Raw genomic sequence first — 12,538 nt, 5'->3', positions numbered from 1 at the left:
CGCAACGATAAGCCAAGAAAAAGGCGATTGTCGAAATAATTTCGCCTGCTTATGCTGACTTCGTTCTGTCACAAAAACGAGGAAATCCATGGAGTCAAACGCAAGCACTGCAGCGCAGCGGCCGGATCTGGCCACCGGGGGTGGTGCCGTCGTGGAGATGTCGGCCGTCGCGCTGTCAAAGGCCATCCATGGCCGCGATCTGTCCTGCGTGGAGGTGCTGGATGCCTATTGCGCACAGATCGACCGACTCAACCCCGTGGTCAATGCATTGGTGGCTCCGCTGGACCGCGACTGGCTGCGCGGACGCTCCCGCGAGCTGGACACGCTGCTGGCACGCGGCCAGAGCCTGGGGCCGCTGCACGGCTTTCCGCAGGCGCCCAAGGACATCATGCCGGCCGCAGGCATGGTGACGACCAAGGGATCGCCGATCTTCGCGAACCAGCTCTCGCAGGTCGATTGCGTGGTGTTCGAGCGCATGCGCGCAGGCGGAGCGCTCTTTGTGGCACGCAGCAATTCGCCCGAGTTCGGCCTGGGCGGACATACCTACAACCCGGTCTACGGGACCACCCGCAATGCCTTCGATCCTTCGCGCTCGGCAGGCGGCAGCAGCGGCGGGGCCGGCGTGGCCGTGGCGCTGCGCATGCTGCCCGTGGCCGACGGCTCGGACATGATGGGCTCGCTGCGCACGCCGGCCGCCTTCAACCATGTCTACGGACTGCGCACCTCGGTGGGCTGCGTGCCGCATGGCCCCTCGGAAGAGCTGTTCTTCCAGCAGTTCAGCGTGGCCGGCCCCATGGCGCGGGACATTCCCGACCTGGCCCTGCTGCTGTCCGTGCAGGCAGGCTTTGATGCGCGCCTGCCGCTGACGCGCCGCAGCGAACCGCCCAAGGACTGGACTACCCACCTGGCGCGCGACTGCAAGGGCCTGCGCATCGGCTGGCTGGGGGACCTGGGCGGGCACCTGCCCACCGAGCCCGGCCTGCTGGAGACCTGCCGCGCGGCGCTGCGGCATTTCGAGACCATCGGCTGCACGGTGCAAGAAGCCGTGCCGGCCTTCGACTTCGAGCGCCTGTGGCGCGCCTGGATCGACCTGCGCAGCTTCAGCGTGGCCGGGGCCAACGCCGCCCTGTACCGCGACCCGGTCACGCATGCCCTGCTCAAGCCCGAGGCCCTCTGGGAAATCGAGCGCGGCCTGGCGCTGCCGGCCATGGCTGTCTATGACGCGGCGCGTGTGCGCTCGGCCTGGTACGAAACCCTGCGCCGCCTGTTCGAAAGCTACGACTTTCTGGTGCTGCCCTCCGCCCAGGTCTTCCCGTTCGATGCGGCGCTGGACTGGCCGCATGCCGTGGGCGGCCGCGAGATGGACACCTACCACCGCTGGATGCAGACCGTGGTGCCCGCCACCATGGCCGGCCTTCCGGCCCTGGCCGCACCTGCAGGCTTCGGGCCGCAGGGCCTGCCTGCGGGGCTGCAGATCATCGGCCCGGCGCAGGCCGATCTGGCCGTGCTGCAGATCGGCCATGCCTATGACCAGGCCGGCGGCTTCTCGCGCGTGCGCAGCCCGCTGCTCGACTGAAACCGCTGCATCGAGTTTTCCCAGGTTCCCGTTCCCTCGTCCCCCAGGAGATCCGTGCCATGGCCTTGTCCCGTTCCCGTTTTCTGTCGTGTCTGATGGCCGGTGCCACGGCACTTGCGCTGCCCGCAGCCAAAGCCCAGCCCCAGTCCTACCCGGATCGTCCGATCAAGCTGGTCGTGCCCTTTGCGCCGGGCGGCGCCACCGACATCCTGGGCCGGCTGCTGGCCACTTCGCTGGGTGAGCGGCTGGGCCAGCCCGTGGTCGTGGAAAACCGCCCCGGTGCAGGCACGGTGGTGGCGGGCGCGCTGGTGGCCAAGGCGCCGCCCGACGGCTACACGCTGCTGCTGGGCGCCAGCACCACGCTGACGCTCAACCCCGCCATCCGCAACCCGCTGCCCTATGACCCGCTGCGCAGCTTCACGCCGCTGGGGCTGGTGGCCGACATGGGCCTGGTGCTGGTGGCCCACAACGAGACGCCTGCACGCACGCTGCCCGAACTCGTGGCCCTGGCCAAGGCCGATCCCGACAAGCTCTCCTACGGCTCCTTCGGCACGGGATCCTCGGTGCACTTCGGCGGCGAAATGCTCAAGACCGCCACGGGCATGCGCATGGTGCATGTGCCCTTCAATGGCAGCTCGCCCAGCCTCACCGCGCTGATGGGCGGCCAGGTGCAGGTGGCCGTGGACACGGTGGTGGCCACCACGCCGCTGATCAAGGCCGGCAAGATCCGTCCCATCGCAGCCCTGGGCCCGCAGCGCCTGGCCCTGCTGCCCCAGGTTTCCACCGTGGCCGAAAGCGGCTACCCGGGCTTTGCCATGGACACCTGGTTTGCCTTCCTCGCCCCGGCCGGCCTGCCCGCACCCATCCAGAAGAAGCTGGAAAAGGCGCTGGCCGACGCCATGGCCGAGCCGGCCATGAAGAAGAAGCTGGTGGACATCGGCCTGTCGCCCGCATGGGGTCCGGCCAGCGCGCTGCAGGAGCGCATAGAGCGCGAACTGCCGCAAATGCGCGCCGTGGCCGCCAGGGCCGACATCAAGGTGGATTGAACGCAGCTGCCTTCCGGGAGAGAGGGGGCAGGGCGCGAATCGACTCAGGGGGCTTCTAATCGTGCAGGAAAGCTGCGGCAGGATTGGCGACAATGCAGGCTTCGCCTTTTCATTGCACCGACAAAGAGACTCCTGCCCATGCAATTCGCCGACCGTCTGAACAACGTAGAAACCTCCGCCATCCGCGAGCTGTTCAAGCTGCTGGGCAAGCCCGGCATCATCAGCTTTGCGGGTGGTTTCCCGGACAGCGCCATGTTCGACGTGGCCGGCATCAGCGCCGCCTCCCAGGCTGCGCTGCAGCAGGAGCCGGGCGCCGCGCTGCAGTACGGTGCGACCGAAGGCTACCAGCCGCTGCGCGAGCAGATCGCCGCCTTCATGGCCGCCAAGGGCGTGCGCGAGCTGGCCCCCGAGCAACTGGTGGTGACCACGGGCAGCCAGCAGGCGCTGGACCTGCTGGGCAAGACCATGATCAACCCCGGCGACAAGGTCATCGTCGAAGGCCCGACCTTCCTGGCCACCATCCAGTGCTTCCGCCTGTACGGCGCCGAAGTCATCAGCGCGCCCATCGATGCCGAAGGCGCCCAGGTCGATGCGCTGGAGCAACTCATTGCCGAGCACCGCCCCAAGCTGGTCTACCTGATCCCCACCTTCGGCAACCCCAGCGGCGCCATGCTGAGCCTGGAGCGCCGCAAGAAGGTGCTGGAGCTGGCCGTCAAGTACCAGACCCTGGTGGTGGAGGACGATCCCTACGGCGACCTGTATTTTGGCGAAGCGCCTCCGCCCAGCCTGCTGGCGCTGTCCAGCGAGGTGCCCGGCAGCCGCGACTGGCTGGCGCACTGCGGCTCGCTGAGCAAGGTGCTCAGCCCCGGCCTGCGCATTGGCTGGCTGGTGGCCCCGGCCGAGCTGCTGGGCCGCGCCGTGATGTGCAAGCAGTTCAGCGATGCCCACACCAGCACCTTTGCCCAGGCCACGGCCGCGCAGTACCTGAAGTCCGGCGCCATGCCCGCCACGCTGGCTCATGTGCGCGAGGTCTACGCGCGCCGCGCCAAGGCCATGGGCGATGCGCTGCGCGAGCACCTCGGCGATGCCGTGCAATTCCTGCAGCCCCAGGGCGGCCTGTTCCTGTGGGTGCGCCTGACCGGCAAGGGCGGTGCGCTGGCCGATGCCGGTGAGCTGGCCAAGCGGGCCATTGCCCAGGGCGTGGCCTTTGTGCCGGGTGCGCCGTTCTTTGCGCAAAACCCCGATGCCACCAGCTTCCGCCTCTCGTTCGCCACGGCTGACGAGGACAAGATCCGCGAAGGCATCGCCCGCCTGGCCCAGGCGCTCAAGGCATGAGCGTGGCTGACGACGGAGAACATGGCGGCGGGCACGCAGACGCCGATGCCCTGCAGGCGCGCGTGATGGAGCTGGAGATCAAGGCCAGCTACACCGACGACCTGCTGGAGCAGCTGAACCTGACCATCTACCGCCAGCAGCAGCAGATCGACCGGCTGCTTGACGAGCTGCGCGACCTGCGCCGTCGGGTGCCCGAAGGCGGGCCCGCCGGCGGCGCGACCCATCTGCGCGACGAGCTGCCCCCTCACTATTGAGTGCGCAGGGCTGCTGCGTGCGAATGCCCAGGCCAGCCCCTGCCTGGGCATTTCTTCATTCAAGCGGCTTGTTGGCCACGTGCTTCATCTTGCCCAGGAACAGGCGCAGGAAGAAGCCCGCCATGATCAGGATGAAGACGATGACGCCCAGGCTCATCAGCCCGTAGTCGGTGGAAAAGAGATCGATCATCAGCTTCACAAGTCCTCCTGTGGTTTGTAGGTATCGGTGGGGTCCCGATCCGACTATCGCCGTGGCATGGCGTGGAGGGCTTGTGATGGGTCAACGCGGTGGCAGGGTGGGTTTGCGGCAGCGCAAAGGGGCAAGCCCTGGCACGGTGCCGCCCATGCTGTTTCGTTTGTTTCGTTTAGACTGGTGAAATATTTTTCCTTTCGGAGTGCTGCCATGAGCCACGCCATCTCCTCCAGAGTGATCCTGCCCGTTGAGCGCGAAGTCGAGGCCGCCGTGCAAAGCCGCCGTGTGTTGGCTGCCTATGTCGGCACGCAGCGCGAGACACAGTGCATCCAGATCTTCGATGAGCACAACCAGGCCCATCAGGTGGAGTTGCCCACATCCGCCCTGCGTCTGCTGATGGATGTGTTGACGGAACTGGCCGATGGCAATGCGGTTCAGGTTGTCCCCATCCATGCAGAACTCACGACTCAGGAGGCCGCGGATCTGCTCAATGTCTCGCGGCCTCATGTTGTCAGGCTGATGGAGGAGGGGGCTCTGCCATTTCATCGTGCTGGCAAGCACAGGCGTGTGCGGTTCGCAGACCTGATGCAATTCAAGGCGGATCGTGACAATTGCAGCGAACAGGCCATGAAGGAGCTGGCCCGGCAAGCCCAGGAACTGGGCATGGGGTATGAATGAGGCATTCGCCCTTCACCCTTCACTGCCATCTACGATGCCTGCGTGCTGTATCCCGCGCCCTTGCGGGATCTTCTGCTTTGGCTGGGCTTGTCCGGACTCTTTCGGGCGCGCTGGAGCGCGCAGATTCACGATGAATGGAAGCGCAATCTCCTGCTCAACCGTCCTGATCTTCATCCCGAGCAATTGGACCGCACCTGCTCCTTGATGGATGGGGCCATTCCCGACGCCTTGGTCACGGGCCATGAAGCGCTCGTCGCCGGTCTTTCGCTTCCTGATCCTGAGGACCGCCATGTGCTTGCAGCCGCCATCCGCTGCCAGGCTGGCGTGATCGTGACCTTCAACCTGAAGGATTTTCCGCAGGCATCGCTCCAACCCTTTGGTATCGAAGCCCAGCATCCCGATGAATTCATTGCCAATCTGTTTGACCTTGACCGGTCTGCCGTTCTTGAGGCCGCGCGGCGCCAGCGCGCAAACCTCAAGCGACCGGCCATGGATGCGAAGCACTATCTGCAAGTGCTGCGCAGGCAGGGCCTGGTGCAGGCCGAACAATTGCTGGGCCGCTTCGAGTCCATCATCTAGGGCGAGCCAAGCCCATCACCCCCGCATGAACGGCAAGGGTACCTCCGCAGGAATCGGGCACGCATAGGGTCGGCCGCCGCGGCGCTCAAGCAGCTCCGCCTTGGCCTGGGCAATGCGTTCGGGCTGCTCCAGCAAGGCGATGGCCGTGGCCGCCAGCACCTGGGCGGCGCGCACCATGCCTGCGTGGGCCAGGCCGGACTGGCCTTGCGAGACCATCTGCCAGGAGTGCAGCGGCGTGCCGAAGGCGTAGCAGGCCACCCAGGCCTGGACGGTGGGCGTGATCCAGCTCACATCGGCCACGTCGGTGGAGCCGAACAGGGTGTCCTCCACGGCAGGATCGTAGGGCGCCAGGCCTTCGAAGACGGCCGGCACCTTGCCGCGCAGCACGCTGGCCAGCGGGCGGCTGACCTGGTCCACGTCGTTGCTGTCCAGCGTGGCCTGGAAGTCTCCGGCCAGGCGATGCAGGCCGGGGTCCACGTGCAGCGGGCCCAGGGCCTGCATCTGCCCATACATCACCTGGTTCAGCGTGCGGTTTTGCAGCAGGTTGGAGCAGGCCTTGTCGAAGACGATCTCCAGCCGGCAATCCGTCATCAGCGCGGCGCCGCGCGCCACGTTCTGCACGCGCTCGTAGAGTGCGGCCGCCTCGTGGTTGCGCGCGGCGCGCACCAGGTACAGCACCTCGGCGCGCGCCTGCACCACGTTGGGCGACAGGCCGCCCGAGTCGGTGATGGCGTAGTGCACCCGCGCATCGGTGGGCATGTGCTCGCGCAGGTAGTTCACGCCCACGTTCATCAGCTCCACGGCGTCGAGCGCGCTGCGGCCCAGGTGCGGGGAATGCGCGGCATGCGCGGCCTTGCCGTGGAAGATGAATTTCGCCTGGATGTTGGCCAGCGTGCTCTGGCTGAACACGCCGGTGAAACTGGCCGGGTGCCAGGTCAGCGCCGCGTCCACATCGTCGAAGACCCCGGCGCGCGCCATGAAGGTCTTGCCCGATCCGCCTTCCTCGGCCGGGCAGCCGTAGTAGCGCACGCGTGCCTTGGCACCGCTGCGGCGCAGGTGCTCCTGCAGCGCAACGGCCGCGAAATGCGCCGAGGTGCCCAGCAGATGGTGGCCGCAGCCATGGCCGGCCAGGCCCGGGCTGTCGGTGGAGGGCGTGCAGACCAGGGCGCCGCTTTGCTGGTTCAGGCCCGACAGCGCGTCGTACTCGCCCAGGAAGGCCAGCACCGGGCCCTCGTCGCCCCATTCGGCCAGGAAGGCCGTGGGAATGCCGGCCACGCCGCGCGTGATGCGAAAGCCTGCCTGCTCCAGCGCATCGATGTGCAGTTGGGCCGAAGCGGTTTCGGCATAGCGCAGCTCGGCCAGGGACCAGATGCTGTCGGCCAGGGCCGCCATGCGCGGGGACTGCTGCTGGAAGAAGTCCTGGAGATGCTCGACCGCGCTCATTCCGGCTTCACTCCTGCCTTGTCCAGCAGCGCCTTGTTGCGCTGCAGTTCGCTGGCGATCTGGGCGGGGAAGCGGCTCTGGTCCATCTCGGTGACCGAGGCGCCCAGCAGCTTCAGGTGCTTTTGCACCTCGGGCAGGCGCACGGCCTTCACCGACGCATCCTGCAACTGCCGGACGATGGCCGGCGGCGTGCCGGCCGGCACGACCAGGCCGAACCAGCTGATGCCCAGCTCGTTGAGCTGCGCATAGCCCAGCTCCTTGAAGGTGGGTACATCGGGCAGGTCGGGCGAGCGGCTGTCGCCCGACAGCGCCACGGCGATGAGCTTGCCGCCCTTGATCTGGGGCATGGCCGAAGGCAGCTGGTCGGTCATCACCTGCACCATGCCGGCCAGCGCATCGTTGAGCGCCGGCCCGTTGCCGCGGTAGGGCACGATCTGCACCTGGGTCTTCATGGTCTCGTTGAAGGAGGCCACCATCAGATGGCCCAGCGTGCCCAGGCCCGGCACGCCCGCGCTGTAGGCGCCGGGCTGGGCGCGCAGCCTGGCCAGAAAGCCCGGGAAATCCTTGACGCCCATCTTGGGGTGGACCATGTAGACCGATGGCATGGTCACCAGGTTGGCCACGGGCAAAAGCCTGCCTTCCAGCTTGGCGGCGCGCGTGTACAGCGAGGGATTGATGGTGGCCGTGCTCACCGTGGCCATGCCGATGGTGTAGCCGTCAGGCGCGGCCTGGGCAATGCTTTCGGTGCCGATCAGGCCGCCCGCGCCGGCCTTGTTGTCCACCACCACGGGCTGGCCCAGCGTGCTGCGCAGGCCCTCTGCGATCACGCGCGCGACGATGTCGGTGGAGCCGCCGGCCGCAAAGGGCACGATGAGCTTGACGGGCTTGCTCGGATAGGCGTCGGCCGCGTGGGCCAGGGTGAGGCCGCACAGCGCGGCGCAAAGGCCCGCACCCAGGGAAAGCAGGGTGCGGCGCGGCAGGTGAGAGAGAGGCTGTAAGAGGGGCTTGGCTTGCATGACATGGACTCCATCGACGAGGAGGGAGCCGCAGCCTGGGCCGTGCCGGCTCCCGATGCAGGCGACTATAGAAATCCTGCCGCCCGCGTGGGCCACGGTATTTGTGCCAAGCTATAAGCCGTTCCGATAGCTCGCCTTGCTCCGCCTGTGGTGCGCCAGCGCCTGCGTCGGGAAAACACCGAGATTCCCATGAGCCACGATTTTGACGACCGCGAGGGCCTGGACGATGCGGCCACGCCCCAGGGGCGGCTGCTGTATTCGCGCCTGACCAAGCATGTGCGCCTGCGCCAGCTGCAGCTGCTGGTGGCGCTGCAGCAATGCGGCTCGGTGGTGCAGGCCGCCGCCACGCTGCACATGAGCCAGTCGGCCGCCACCCAGGCGCTGGCCGAGATGGAGCGCGTGCTGGACATCCGCCTGTTCGAGCGCCATGCGCGCGGCATACGCCCCACGCTGGCCGGCCAGACCCTCGTGGACACGGTGCGCGGCGTGCTGGCCGCGCTGGAGGAGGTGGCGGAATCGCTGGCCGCCATTCGCCGGGGCGCCGCGGCCGCGCTGCGCCTGGGCGCCATTCCGGCGGCAGCCCTGGCCATTCTTTCGCCCCTGCTGGCGCGGTTTTATGCCGAGCATCCCGAGGTGCATGTCGATGTGCACGAAGACGCCAGCACCCGGCTGCTGTCCCAACTGCTGGGCGGCGGGCTGGACGCGGTGTTCTGCCGCGAGCCCGCGCTGCTGCCCGGCCCCTTCGCCTTCGAGCCGCTGCTGGCCGACACGGCCGTGGTGGTGGCTGCACGCTCGCATGCACTGGCCGGGCGCCGCGATGTGCCGCTGCAGGCATTGACCGGCGCACGCTGGGTACTGCCCACGGCCAACATCGCCGTGCGCGGGATTTTCGAGACCGAGGTGCTCAAGGCGTTGCCGGATGCGCCCTGGTTTCCTGTCTCCACCGTTTCCCTGCCCATTCTGGAAGGTCTGTTGAGCCAGCCCGGCGCCGTGGCGCTGGTGCCACTGAGCATTGCGCCGGGCCTGCAGACCCACGCGCGTGTATGCCGGCTCGACGTGCGGCTGGCGGGCGGGCTGGCGCCGCTGGGCGTGGTCTGCCGGCGCGACCAGGCGCCCGCCCTGCTGACCGAGATGCTGTCGCTGTGCCAGCAGATGCTGCCAGCGCTACCGGCCCGCTGAACGCCAAAAGCTGGCGACATGGCTTCTTGCCGCCCCCGCTTGCGGCCACAATACTGTCCGCGCGAAAACACGGCAGCATGGCCGCACCAGACAACAGAAAGCACGCAGAGGACCGCATGATCAATTGGTCGCTAGACGCCGATACCGTCACCCACAGCATCCAGCTGGCGCTGGCGCCGGTGTTCTTCCTGACGGCCGTGGCCGGCATGATCGGCGCCGTGGCCGGGCGGCTGGCCCGCATCATCGACCGCGCGCGCAAGCTGGAAGAACTGCTGCGCAACCCGCAGGAAGAGGAATTCATCGCGCGCAGCCTCACGGAACTGCACTTTCTGCGCAAGCGCGGCCGGCTGGCCAATGTCTGCATAGGACTGTTGACGGTCTGCGGCTTTTGCATCGGCCTGACCATTGCCCTGCTGTTCCTGGGCGAGGCCTACGGCATCAACGGCCATGGCTATGCGGTGCTGGGCTTTCTGTTCGGCGTGCTGATGTTTCTCTCGGCACTGGCCTGCTTTCTCTGGGAAACCATCATGGCCACCAGCCTGCTGGACTTCCACACCCTGACCCGCGTGCGCGCCGCGGTGCGCACCATACAGCGGCCGGAACGCAACGACCAGGCACAGGCTGAACCGTCCACCCCGGCGGACGAAACCGGCCGCCAGCCCTGAGCCGGGCGCGGACGGCGCCGCCGTCGCTGTCGCCGCTGCCCATTCACTCCATCGGGTCCAGGCAGGCGGCTGCCGCCTGGATCACGCAGTCCGTCAGGCGCTGCAGGCTGGCCTGCGCATTGCGCGCATGGGCCCAGTACATGGGAATGTCCAGGTCGTTGCCGGGCAGCAGCTCCACCAGGCTGCCTTCGGCCAGTTGCGCGCCGATCATCAGTGGCGGGTGCATGCCCCAGCCCATGCCCAGCTCGCAGGCCCGCGTATAGCCCTGGTTGGAGGGAAGAAAGTGGCGCGGCGTGCTGCGCCGCCCCTCTGCGCCCAGGCGCTGCAGCCACTGGTCCTGCAGGCTGTCCTTGCGGCCATAGCTCATCATGGGTGTGCGCGCCATGGCCTCGGGCGTGATGCCGTCCTTCAGGTAGCGGCGGATGAAGTCGGGGCTGGCGGCCGCCACGTAGCGCATGCGGCCCAGCGGCCAGGTATTGCAGCCCGGAATGGCCGAGGAGGTGGCCGTGACGGCAGCCAGCACCTCGCCCTCGCGGATGCGCTTGGCCGTGTGGTCCTGGTCGTCGATGCTGATGTCCAGCAGCTCGTTGCCGTCGCGCGTGAAGGCGGACATGGCATCCATGAACCAGGTGGACAGCGAGTCGGCATTGACGGCCAGCTTGAGCGTGGGCAGGGCGGTCTGGCCCTCGGGGACCAGCTCCGGGTTCTTGCGGCGCAGATCGTTCTCGAGCAGGGCCACCTGCTCCAGGTGCAGGCACAGCCTGCGGCCCGCATCGGTGCCCGAGCAAGGCTGGCCACGCAGTACCAGCACCTGGCCCACACGCTCCTCCAGCAGCTTGATGCGCTGGGAAACGGCCGAGGGCGTGACATGCAGCTTGCGCGCCGCGCGCTCGAAGCTGCCTTCGCGCACCACGGCCGCCAGGGCTTCGAGTCCGGCGTAGTCGAGCATTTAGATATTCTTCATTTGGTTGAGTAAATGTAATTTTACTTAACCATTTGCCGGCCAGACAATCCCGGCCATGTGGACTGCAAATGTTTCTTCTTCCTGGCTGGCGGGCTTCACGGTCTGCCTGTCTCTCATCGTCTCCATCGGCGCCCAGAACCTCTATGTGCTGCGCCAGGCCGTGCACGGCCAGCATGTGCGCGCCTGCGTGGCCTGGTGCGTGGTGAGCGACGTGGTGCTCATCGGCCTGGGCGTGGCGGGCATGGCCCGGCTGCTGGGCGACAACCCCGAGCTGGCCCGCTACCTGACGCTGGGCGGCGCCCTGTTCCTGCTGGCCTATGGGCTGATCGCGCTGTGGCGCATGGCCATGGCGCCCGATGCGCAACTGGCGGCGTCGGGCGGGCAGCTGGCCCCGCGTGGCCTGCTGGGCGTGGTCTCCACGCTGGCCGTGATCACCCTGTTCAACCCCCATGTCTATCTGGACACGGTGCTGCTCATGGGCTCCATCGGCGCACGCCAGGAAGGCGTGCTCAAGTGGGTCTATGTGGTGGGCGCCGCATCGGCCAGCCTGTCGTGGTTCGTGGCGCTGGCCTTTGCGGGCCGCCGCATGAAGCGCTTGTTCGAGAAGCCGCAGGCATGGCGCGTTCTCGATGGCCTCACGGGCGTGATGATGCTGGCGCTGGCCTGGTGGGTGGCTGGCAGCGCGTTGGCGCCGGCGGGTGGCTGACGGCGCAGATCAGTCTGCGGCCGGGGCTTCCTCGCCGGGCGCCCAGGTGCCCACGGCCTCGATGAGGTTCCAGCTGTTGCATTCGATGCAGTAGTGGCCCGTGGCGCCGGTCTTCTGGCTGGTCGCCTCGATGACGACCTTGTGGCCATGGCGCCGGGCCTCGGACAAGGGCTGGATCTTGTCGTAGCTGTATTGCTCGGCCAGGTCGCCCCGGAAGGAAATGGTGATGCGGTCGCGCTTGGGATAGTAGTCACGCTCGTACTTGTCGAGGGTGCGTGTGGCGACGAGGCGGGCCATGCTGTCCGGTGAAGGTGCGCTCAAAGCAGTCTCCTGGTGTGTGTCTAGGTTGCGTCAACTTGTTTCATTGTCGGGACTGTGTTCTGCCATTGGCAACTGCAGCCCGGTCTTGATGCGTTCCAGAGCGATCGAGGTGGTGTAGCGCCGGATGTTGTCGTCTCCAGAGAACAGCCGCGCCGCCAGCGCCTGGTACTCCTGCATATCGGCAGCCGTGACGATCAATGAATAGTCGGCTTCCCCGGTCACGTAGTAGCACTGCTGCACGGCGGGCTCGCGCGCCACGCGCGCGCGAAAGGCCAGGGACAGGTCCGGGCGCTCGTTGGCCAGCTGCACGTTGATGAGCACGGTGAGCGGGCGTCCCGTGCGCACGGGATCGACCACGGCGACGTTGGCCGTGATCACGCCCAGCTCCTGCAGGCGCCGTATGCGCCGTTGCACGGCTGGCGCCGAGAGGTGGACACGCTCGGCAATGAGGCGCTGCGGCGTGAGGTTGTCGCGCTGGAGCACGTCGAGGATGGCACGGTCAAAAGTATCGAGCGCGATGGCGGGCATGGGGGAGGGGCGGAAAACGGGTGCGGGGAGGTCGGAAATAGCGAATGTTGCGCGA

Annotated in this window: 15 protein-coding genes; 9 read left to right on the top strand and 6 right to left on the bottom strand. The window is 67.4% G+C overall.

The features are described from left to right. Positions 1 to 88 precede the first annotated feature (88 nt). The 4 genes from ACFPFG_RS06275 (at position 89) to ACFPFG_RS06260 (ending at position 4,211) form a co-directional block, all read left to right on the top strand. Entirely contained in the window at positions 89 to 1,576 is a 1,488-nt protein-coding gene (locus ACFPFG_RS06275; RefSeq protein WP_380105624.1) for an amidase, read from the top strand. Between the two features lie 59 nt (positions 1,577 to 1,635). Further along, positions 1,636 to 2,622 (top strand): Bug family tripartite tricarboxylate transporter substrate binding protein, encoded by a 987-nt coding sequence (locus tag ACFPFG_RS06270; RefSeq protein ID WP_380105622.1) that lies wholly within the window; start codon positions 1,636 to 1,638, stop codon positions 2,620 to 2,622. Positions 2,623 to 2,760: 138 nt separating this feature from the next. Continuing rightward, positions 2,761 to 3,957, top strand: coding sequence for an aminotransferase-like domain-containing protein (locus ACFPFG_RS06265; RefSeq protein WP_380105620.1), 1,197 nt, complete (start codon positions 2,761 to 2,763; stop codon positions 3,955 to 3,957). Next, a complete protein-coding gene (locus tag ACFPFG_RS06260) occupies positions 3,954 to 4,211 on the top strand; it encodes a SlyX family protein (protein WP_183018620.1) in 258 nt (85 codons plus the stop codon). Before ACFPFG_RS06265 ends, ACFPFG_RS06260 begins: the two co-directional genes overlap by 4 nt. 55 nt (positions 4,212 to 4,266) lie before the next feature. Here the strand turns inward: ACFPFG_RS06260 and ACFPFG_RS06255 are convergent, their stop codons facing one another. After that, on the bottom strand, positions 4,267 to 4,401 hold the full coding sequence (locus ACFPFG_RS06255; protein ID WP_016445252.1) for a DUF3149 domain-containing protein: 135 nt from the start codon (positions 4,399 to 4,401) through the stop codon (positions 4,267 to 4,269). 213 nt (positions 4,402 to 4,614) lie between these two features. Here ACFPFG_RS06255 and ACFPFG_RS06250 point away from each other — a divergent pair, with 213 nt between their 5' ends. Both ACFPFG_RS06250 and ACFPFG_RS06245 read left to right on the top strand, forming a co-directional pair. Continuing rightward, positions 4,615 to 5,082 (top strand): helix-turn-helix domain-containing protein, encoded by a 468-nt coding sequence (locus tag ACFPFG_RS06250; RefSeq protein WP_183018621.1) that lies wholly within the window; start codon positions 4,615 to 4,617, stop codon positions 5,080 to 5,082. A 3-nt stretch (positions 5,083 to 5,085) separates the two neighbouring features. Then, a complete protein-coding gene (locus ACFPFG_RS06245) occupies positions 5,086 to 5,661 on the top strand; it encodes a PIN domain-containing protein (protein ID WP_183018706.1) in 576 nt (191 codons plus the stop codon). A 15-nt stretch (positions 5,662 to 5,676) separates the two neighbouring features. On the opposite strand, the gene ACFPFG_RS06240 is transcribed toward ACFPFG_RS06245, so the two are convergent. Then, positions 5,677 to 7,104 carry a M20 family metallopeptidase gene (locus ACFPFG_RS06240; RefSeq protein ID WP_183018622.1) on the bottom strand — a complete coding sequence of 476 codons (1,428 nt, stop codon included), beginning with the start codon at positions 7,102 to 7,104 and terminating at the stop codon, positions 5,677 to 5,679. After that, complete coding sequence (locus tag ACFPFG_RS06235) at positions 7,101 to 8,120, bottom strand: tripartite tricarboxylate transporter substrate binding protein BugE (RefSeq protein ID WP_197956777.1); 1,020 nt, start codon at positions 8,118 to 8,120, stop codon at positions 7,101 to 7,103. Before ACFPFG_RS06235 ends, ACFPFG_RS06240 begins: the two co-directional genes overlap by 4 nt. Positions 8,121 to 8,309: 189 nt before the next feature. Here ACFPFG_RS06235 and ACFPFG_RS06230 point away from each other — a divergent pair, with 189 nt between their 5' ends. Both ACFPFG_RS06230 and ACFPFG_RS06225 read left to right on the top strand, forming a co-directional pair. Beyond that, positions 8,310 to 9,299, top strand: a complete 990-nt coding sequence (locus ACFPFG_RS06230; protein ID WP_380105617.1) for a LysR family transcriptional regulator — start codon at positions 8,310 to 8,312, stop codon at positions 9,297 to 9,299. 116 nt (positions 9,300 to 9,415) lie between these two features. Further along, on the top strand, positions 9,416 to 9,964 hold the full coding sequence (locus ACFPFG_RS06225; protein ID WP_183018625.1) for a DUF2721 domain-containing protein: 549 nt from the start codon (positions 9,416 to 9,418) through the stop codon (positions 9,962 to 9,964). A 43-nt stretch (positions 9,965 to 10,007) separates the two neighbouring features. On the opposite strand, the gene ACFPFG_RS06220 is transcribed toward ACFPFG_RS06225, so the two are convergent. After that, positions 10,008 to 10,913, bottom strand: coding sequence for an HTH-type transcriptional regulator ArgP (locus ACFPFG_RS06220; RefSeq protein WP_183018626.1), 906 nt, complete (start codon positions 10,911 to 10,913; stop codon positions 10,008 to 10,010). Positions 10,914 to 10,983: 70 nt separating this feature from the next. Here ACFPFG_RS06220 and ACFPFG_RS06215 point away from each other — a divergent pair, with 70 nt between their 5' ends. Next, entirely contained in the window at positions 10,984 to 11,634 is a 651-nt protein-coding gene (locus ACFPFG_RS06215; protein ID WP_183018627.1) for a LysE/ArgO family amino acid transporter, read from the top strand. Positions 11,635 to 11,643: 9 nt separating this feature from the next. Here the strand turns inward: ACFPFG_RS06215 and ACFPFG_RS06210 are convergent, their stop codons facing one another. Next, complete coding sequence (locus ACFPFG_RS06210; RefSeq protein WP_183018628.1) at positions 11,644 to 11,955, bottom strand: hypothetical protein; 312 nt, start codon at positions 11,953 to 11,955, stop codon at positions 11,644 to 11,646. Positions 11,956 to 11,985: 30 nt separating this feature from the next. Next, positions 11,986 to 12,483: an Lrp/AsnC family transcriptional regulator gene (locus tag ACFPFG_RS06205; RefSeq protein WP_183018629.1), complete on the bottom strand. Its 498-nt coding sequence runs from the start codon at positions 12,481 to 12,483 to the stop codon at positions 11,986 to 11,988. Positions 12,484 to 12,538 lie beyond the last annotated feature (55 nt).

This window comes from Delftia deserti, from assembly GCF_042653485.1.
GTDB lineage: Bacteria > Pseudomonadota > Gammaproteobacteria > Burkholderiales > Burkholderiaceae_C > Comamonas > Comamonas acidovorans.
This window is presented reverse-complemented; position numbering and strand designations above follow the sequence as displayed.

Coding starts and splice junctions, on each gene's coding strand:
- ACFPFG_RS06275 (WP_380105624.1), top strand. CDS start 89: ATGGAGTCAAACGCAAGCACTGCAGCGCAGCGGCCGGATCTGGCCACC.
- ACFPFG_RS06270 (WP_380105622.1), top strand. CDS start 1,636: ATGGCCTTGTCCCGTTCCCGTTTTCTGTCGTGTCTGATGGCCGGTGCC.
- ACFPFG_RS06265 (WP_380105620.1), top strand. CDS start 2,761: ATGCAATTCGCCGACCGTCTGAACAACGTAGAAACCTCCGCCATCCGC.
- ACFPFG_RS06260 (WP_183018620.1), top strand. CDS start 3,954: ATGAGCGTGGCTGACGACGGAGAACATGGCGGCGGGCACGCAGACGCC.
- ACFPFG_RS06255 (WP_016445252.1), bottom strand. CDS start 4,401: ATGATCGATCTCTTTTCCACCGACTACGGGCTGATGAGCCTGGGCGTC.
- ACFPFG_RS06250 (WP_183018621.1), top strand. CDS start 4,615: ATGAGCCACGCCATCTCCTCCAGAGTGATCCTGCCCGTTGAGCGCGAA.
- ACFPFG_RS06240 (WP_183018622.1), bottom strand. CDS start 7,104: ATGAGCGCGGTCGAGCATCTCCAGGACTTCTTCCAGCAGCAGTCCCCG.
- ACFPFG_RS06235 (WP_197956777.1), bottom strand. CDS start 8,120: ATGCAAGCCAAGCCCCTCTTACAGCCTCTCTCTCACCTGCCGCGCCGC.
- ACFPFG_RS06230 (WP_380105617.1), top strand. CDS start 8,310: ATGAGCCACGATTTTGACGACCGCGAGGGCCTGGACGATGCGGCCACG.
- ACFPFG_RS06225 (WP_183018625.1), top strand. CDS start 9,416: ATGATCAATTGGTCGCTAGACGCCGATACCGTCACCCACAGCATCCAG.
- ACFPFG_RS06220 (WP_183018626.1), bottom strand. CDS start 10,913: ATGCTCGACTACGCCGGACTCGAAGCCCTGGCGGCCGTGGTGCGCGAA.
- ACFPFG_RS06215 (WP_183018627.1), top strand. CDS start 10,984: ATGTGGACTGCAAATGTTTCTTCTTCCTGGCTGGCGGGCTTCACGGTC.
- ACFPFG_RS06205 (WP_183018629.1), bottom strand. CDS start 12,483: ATGCCCGCCATCGCGCTCGATACTTTTGACCGTGCCATCCTCGACGTG.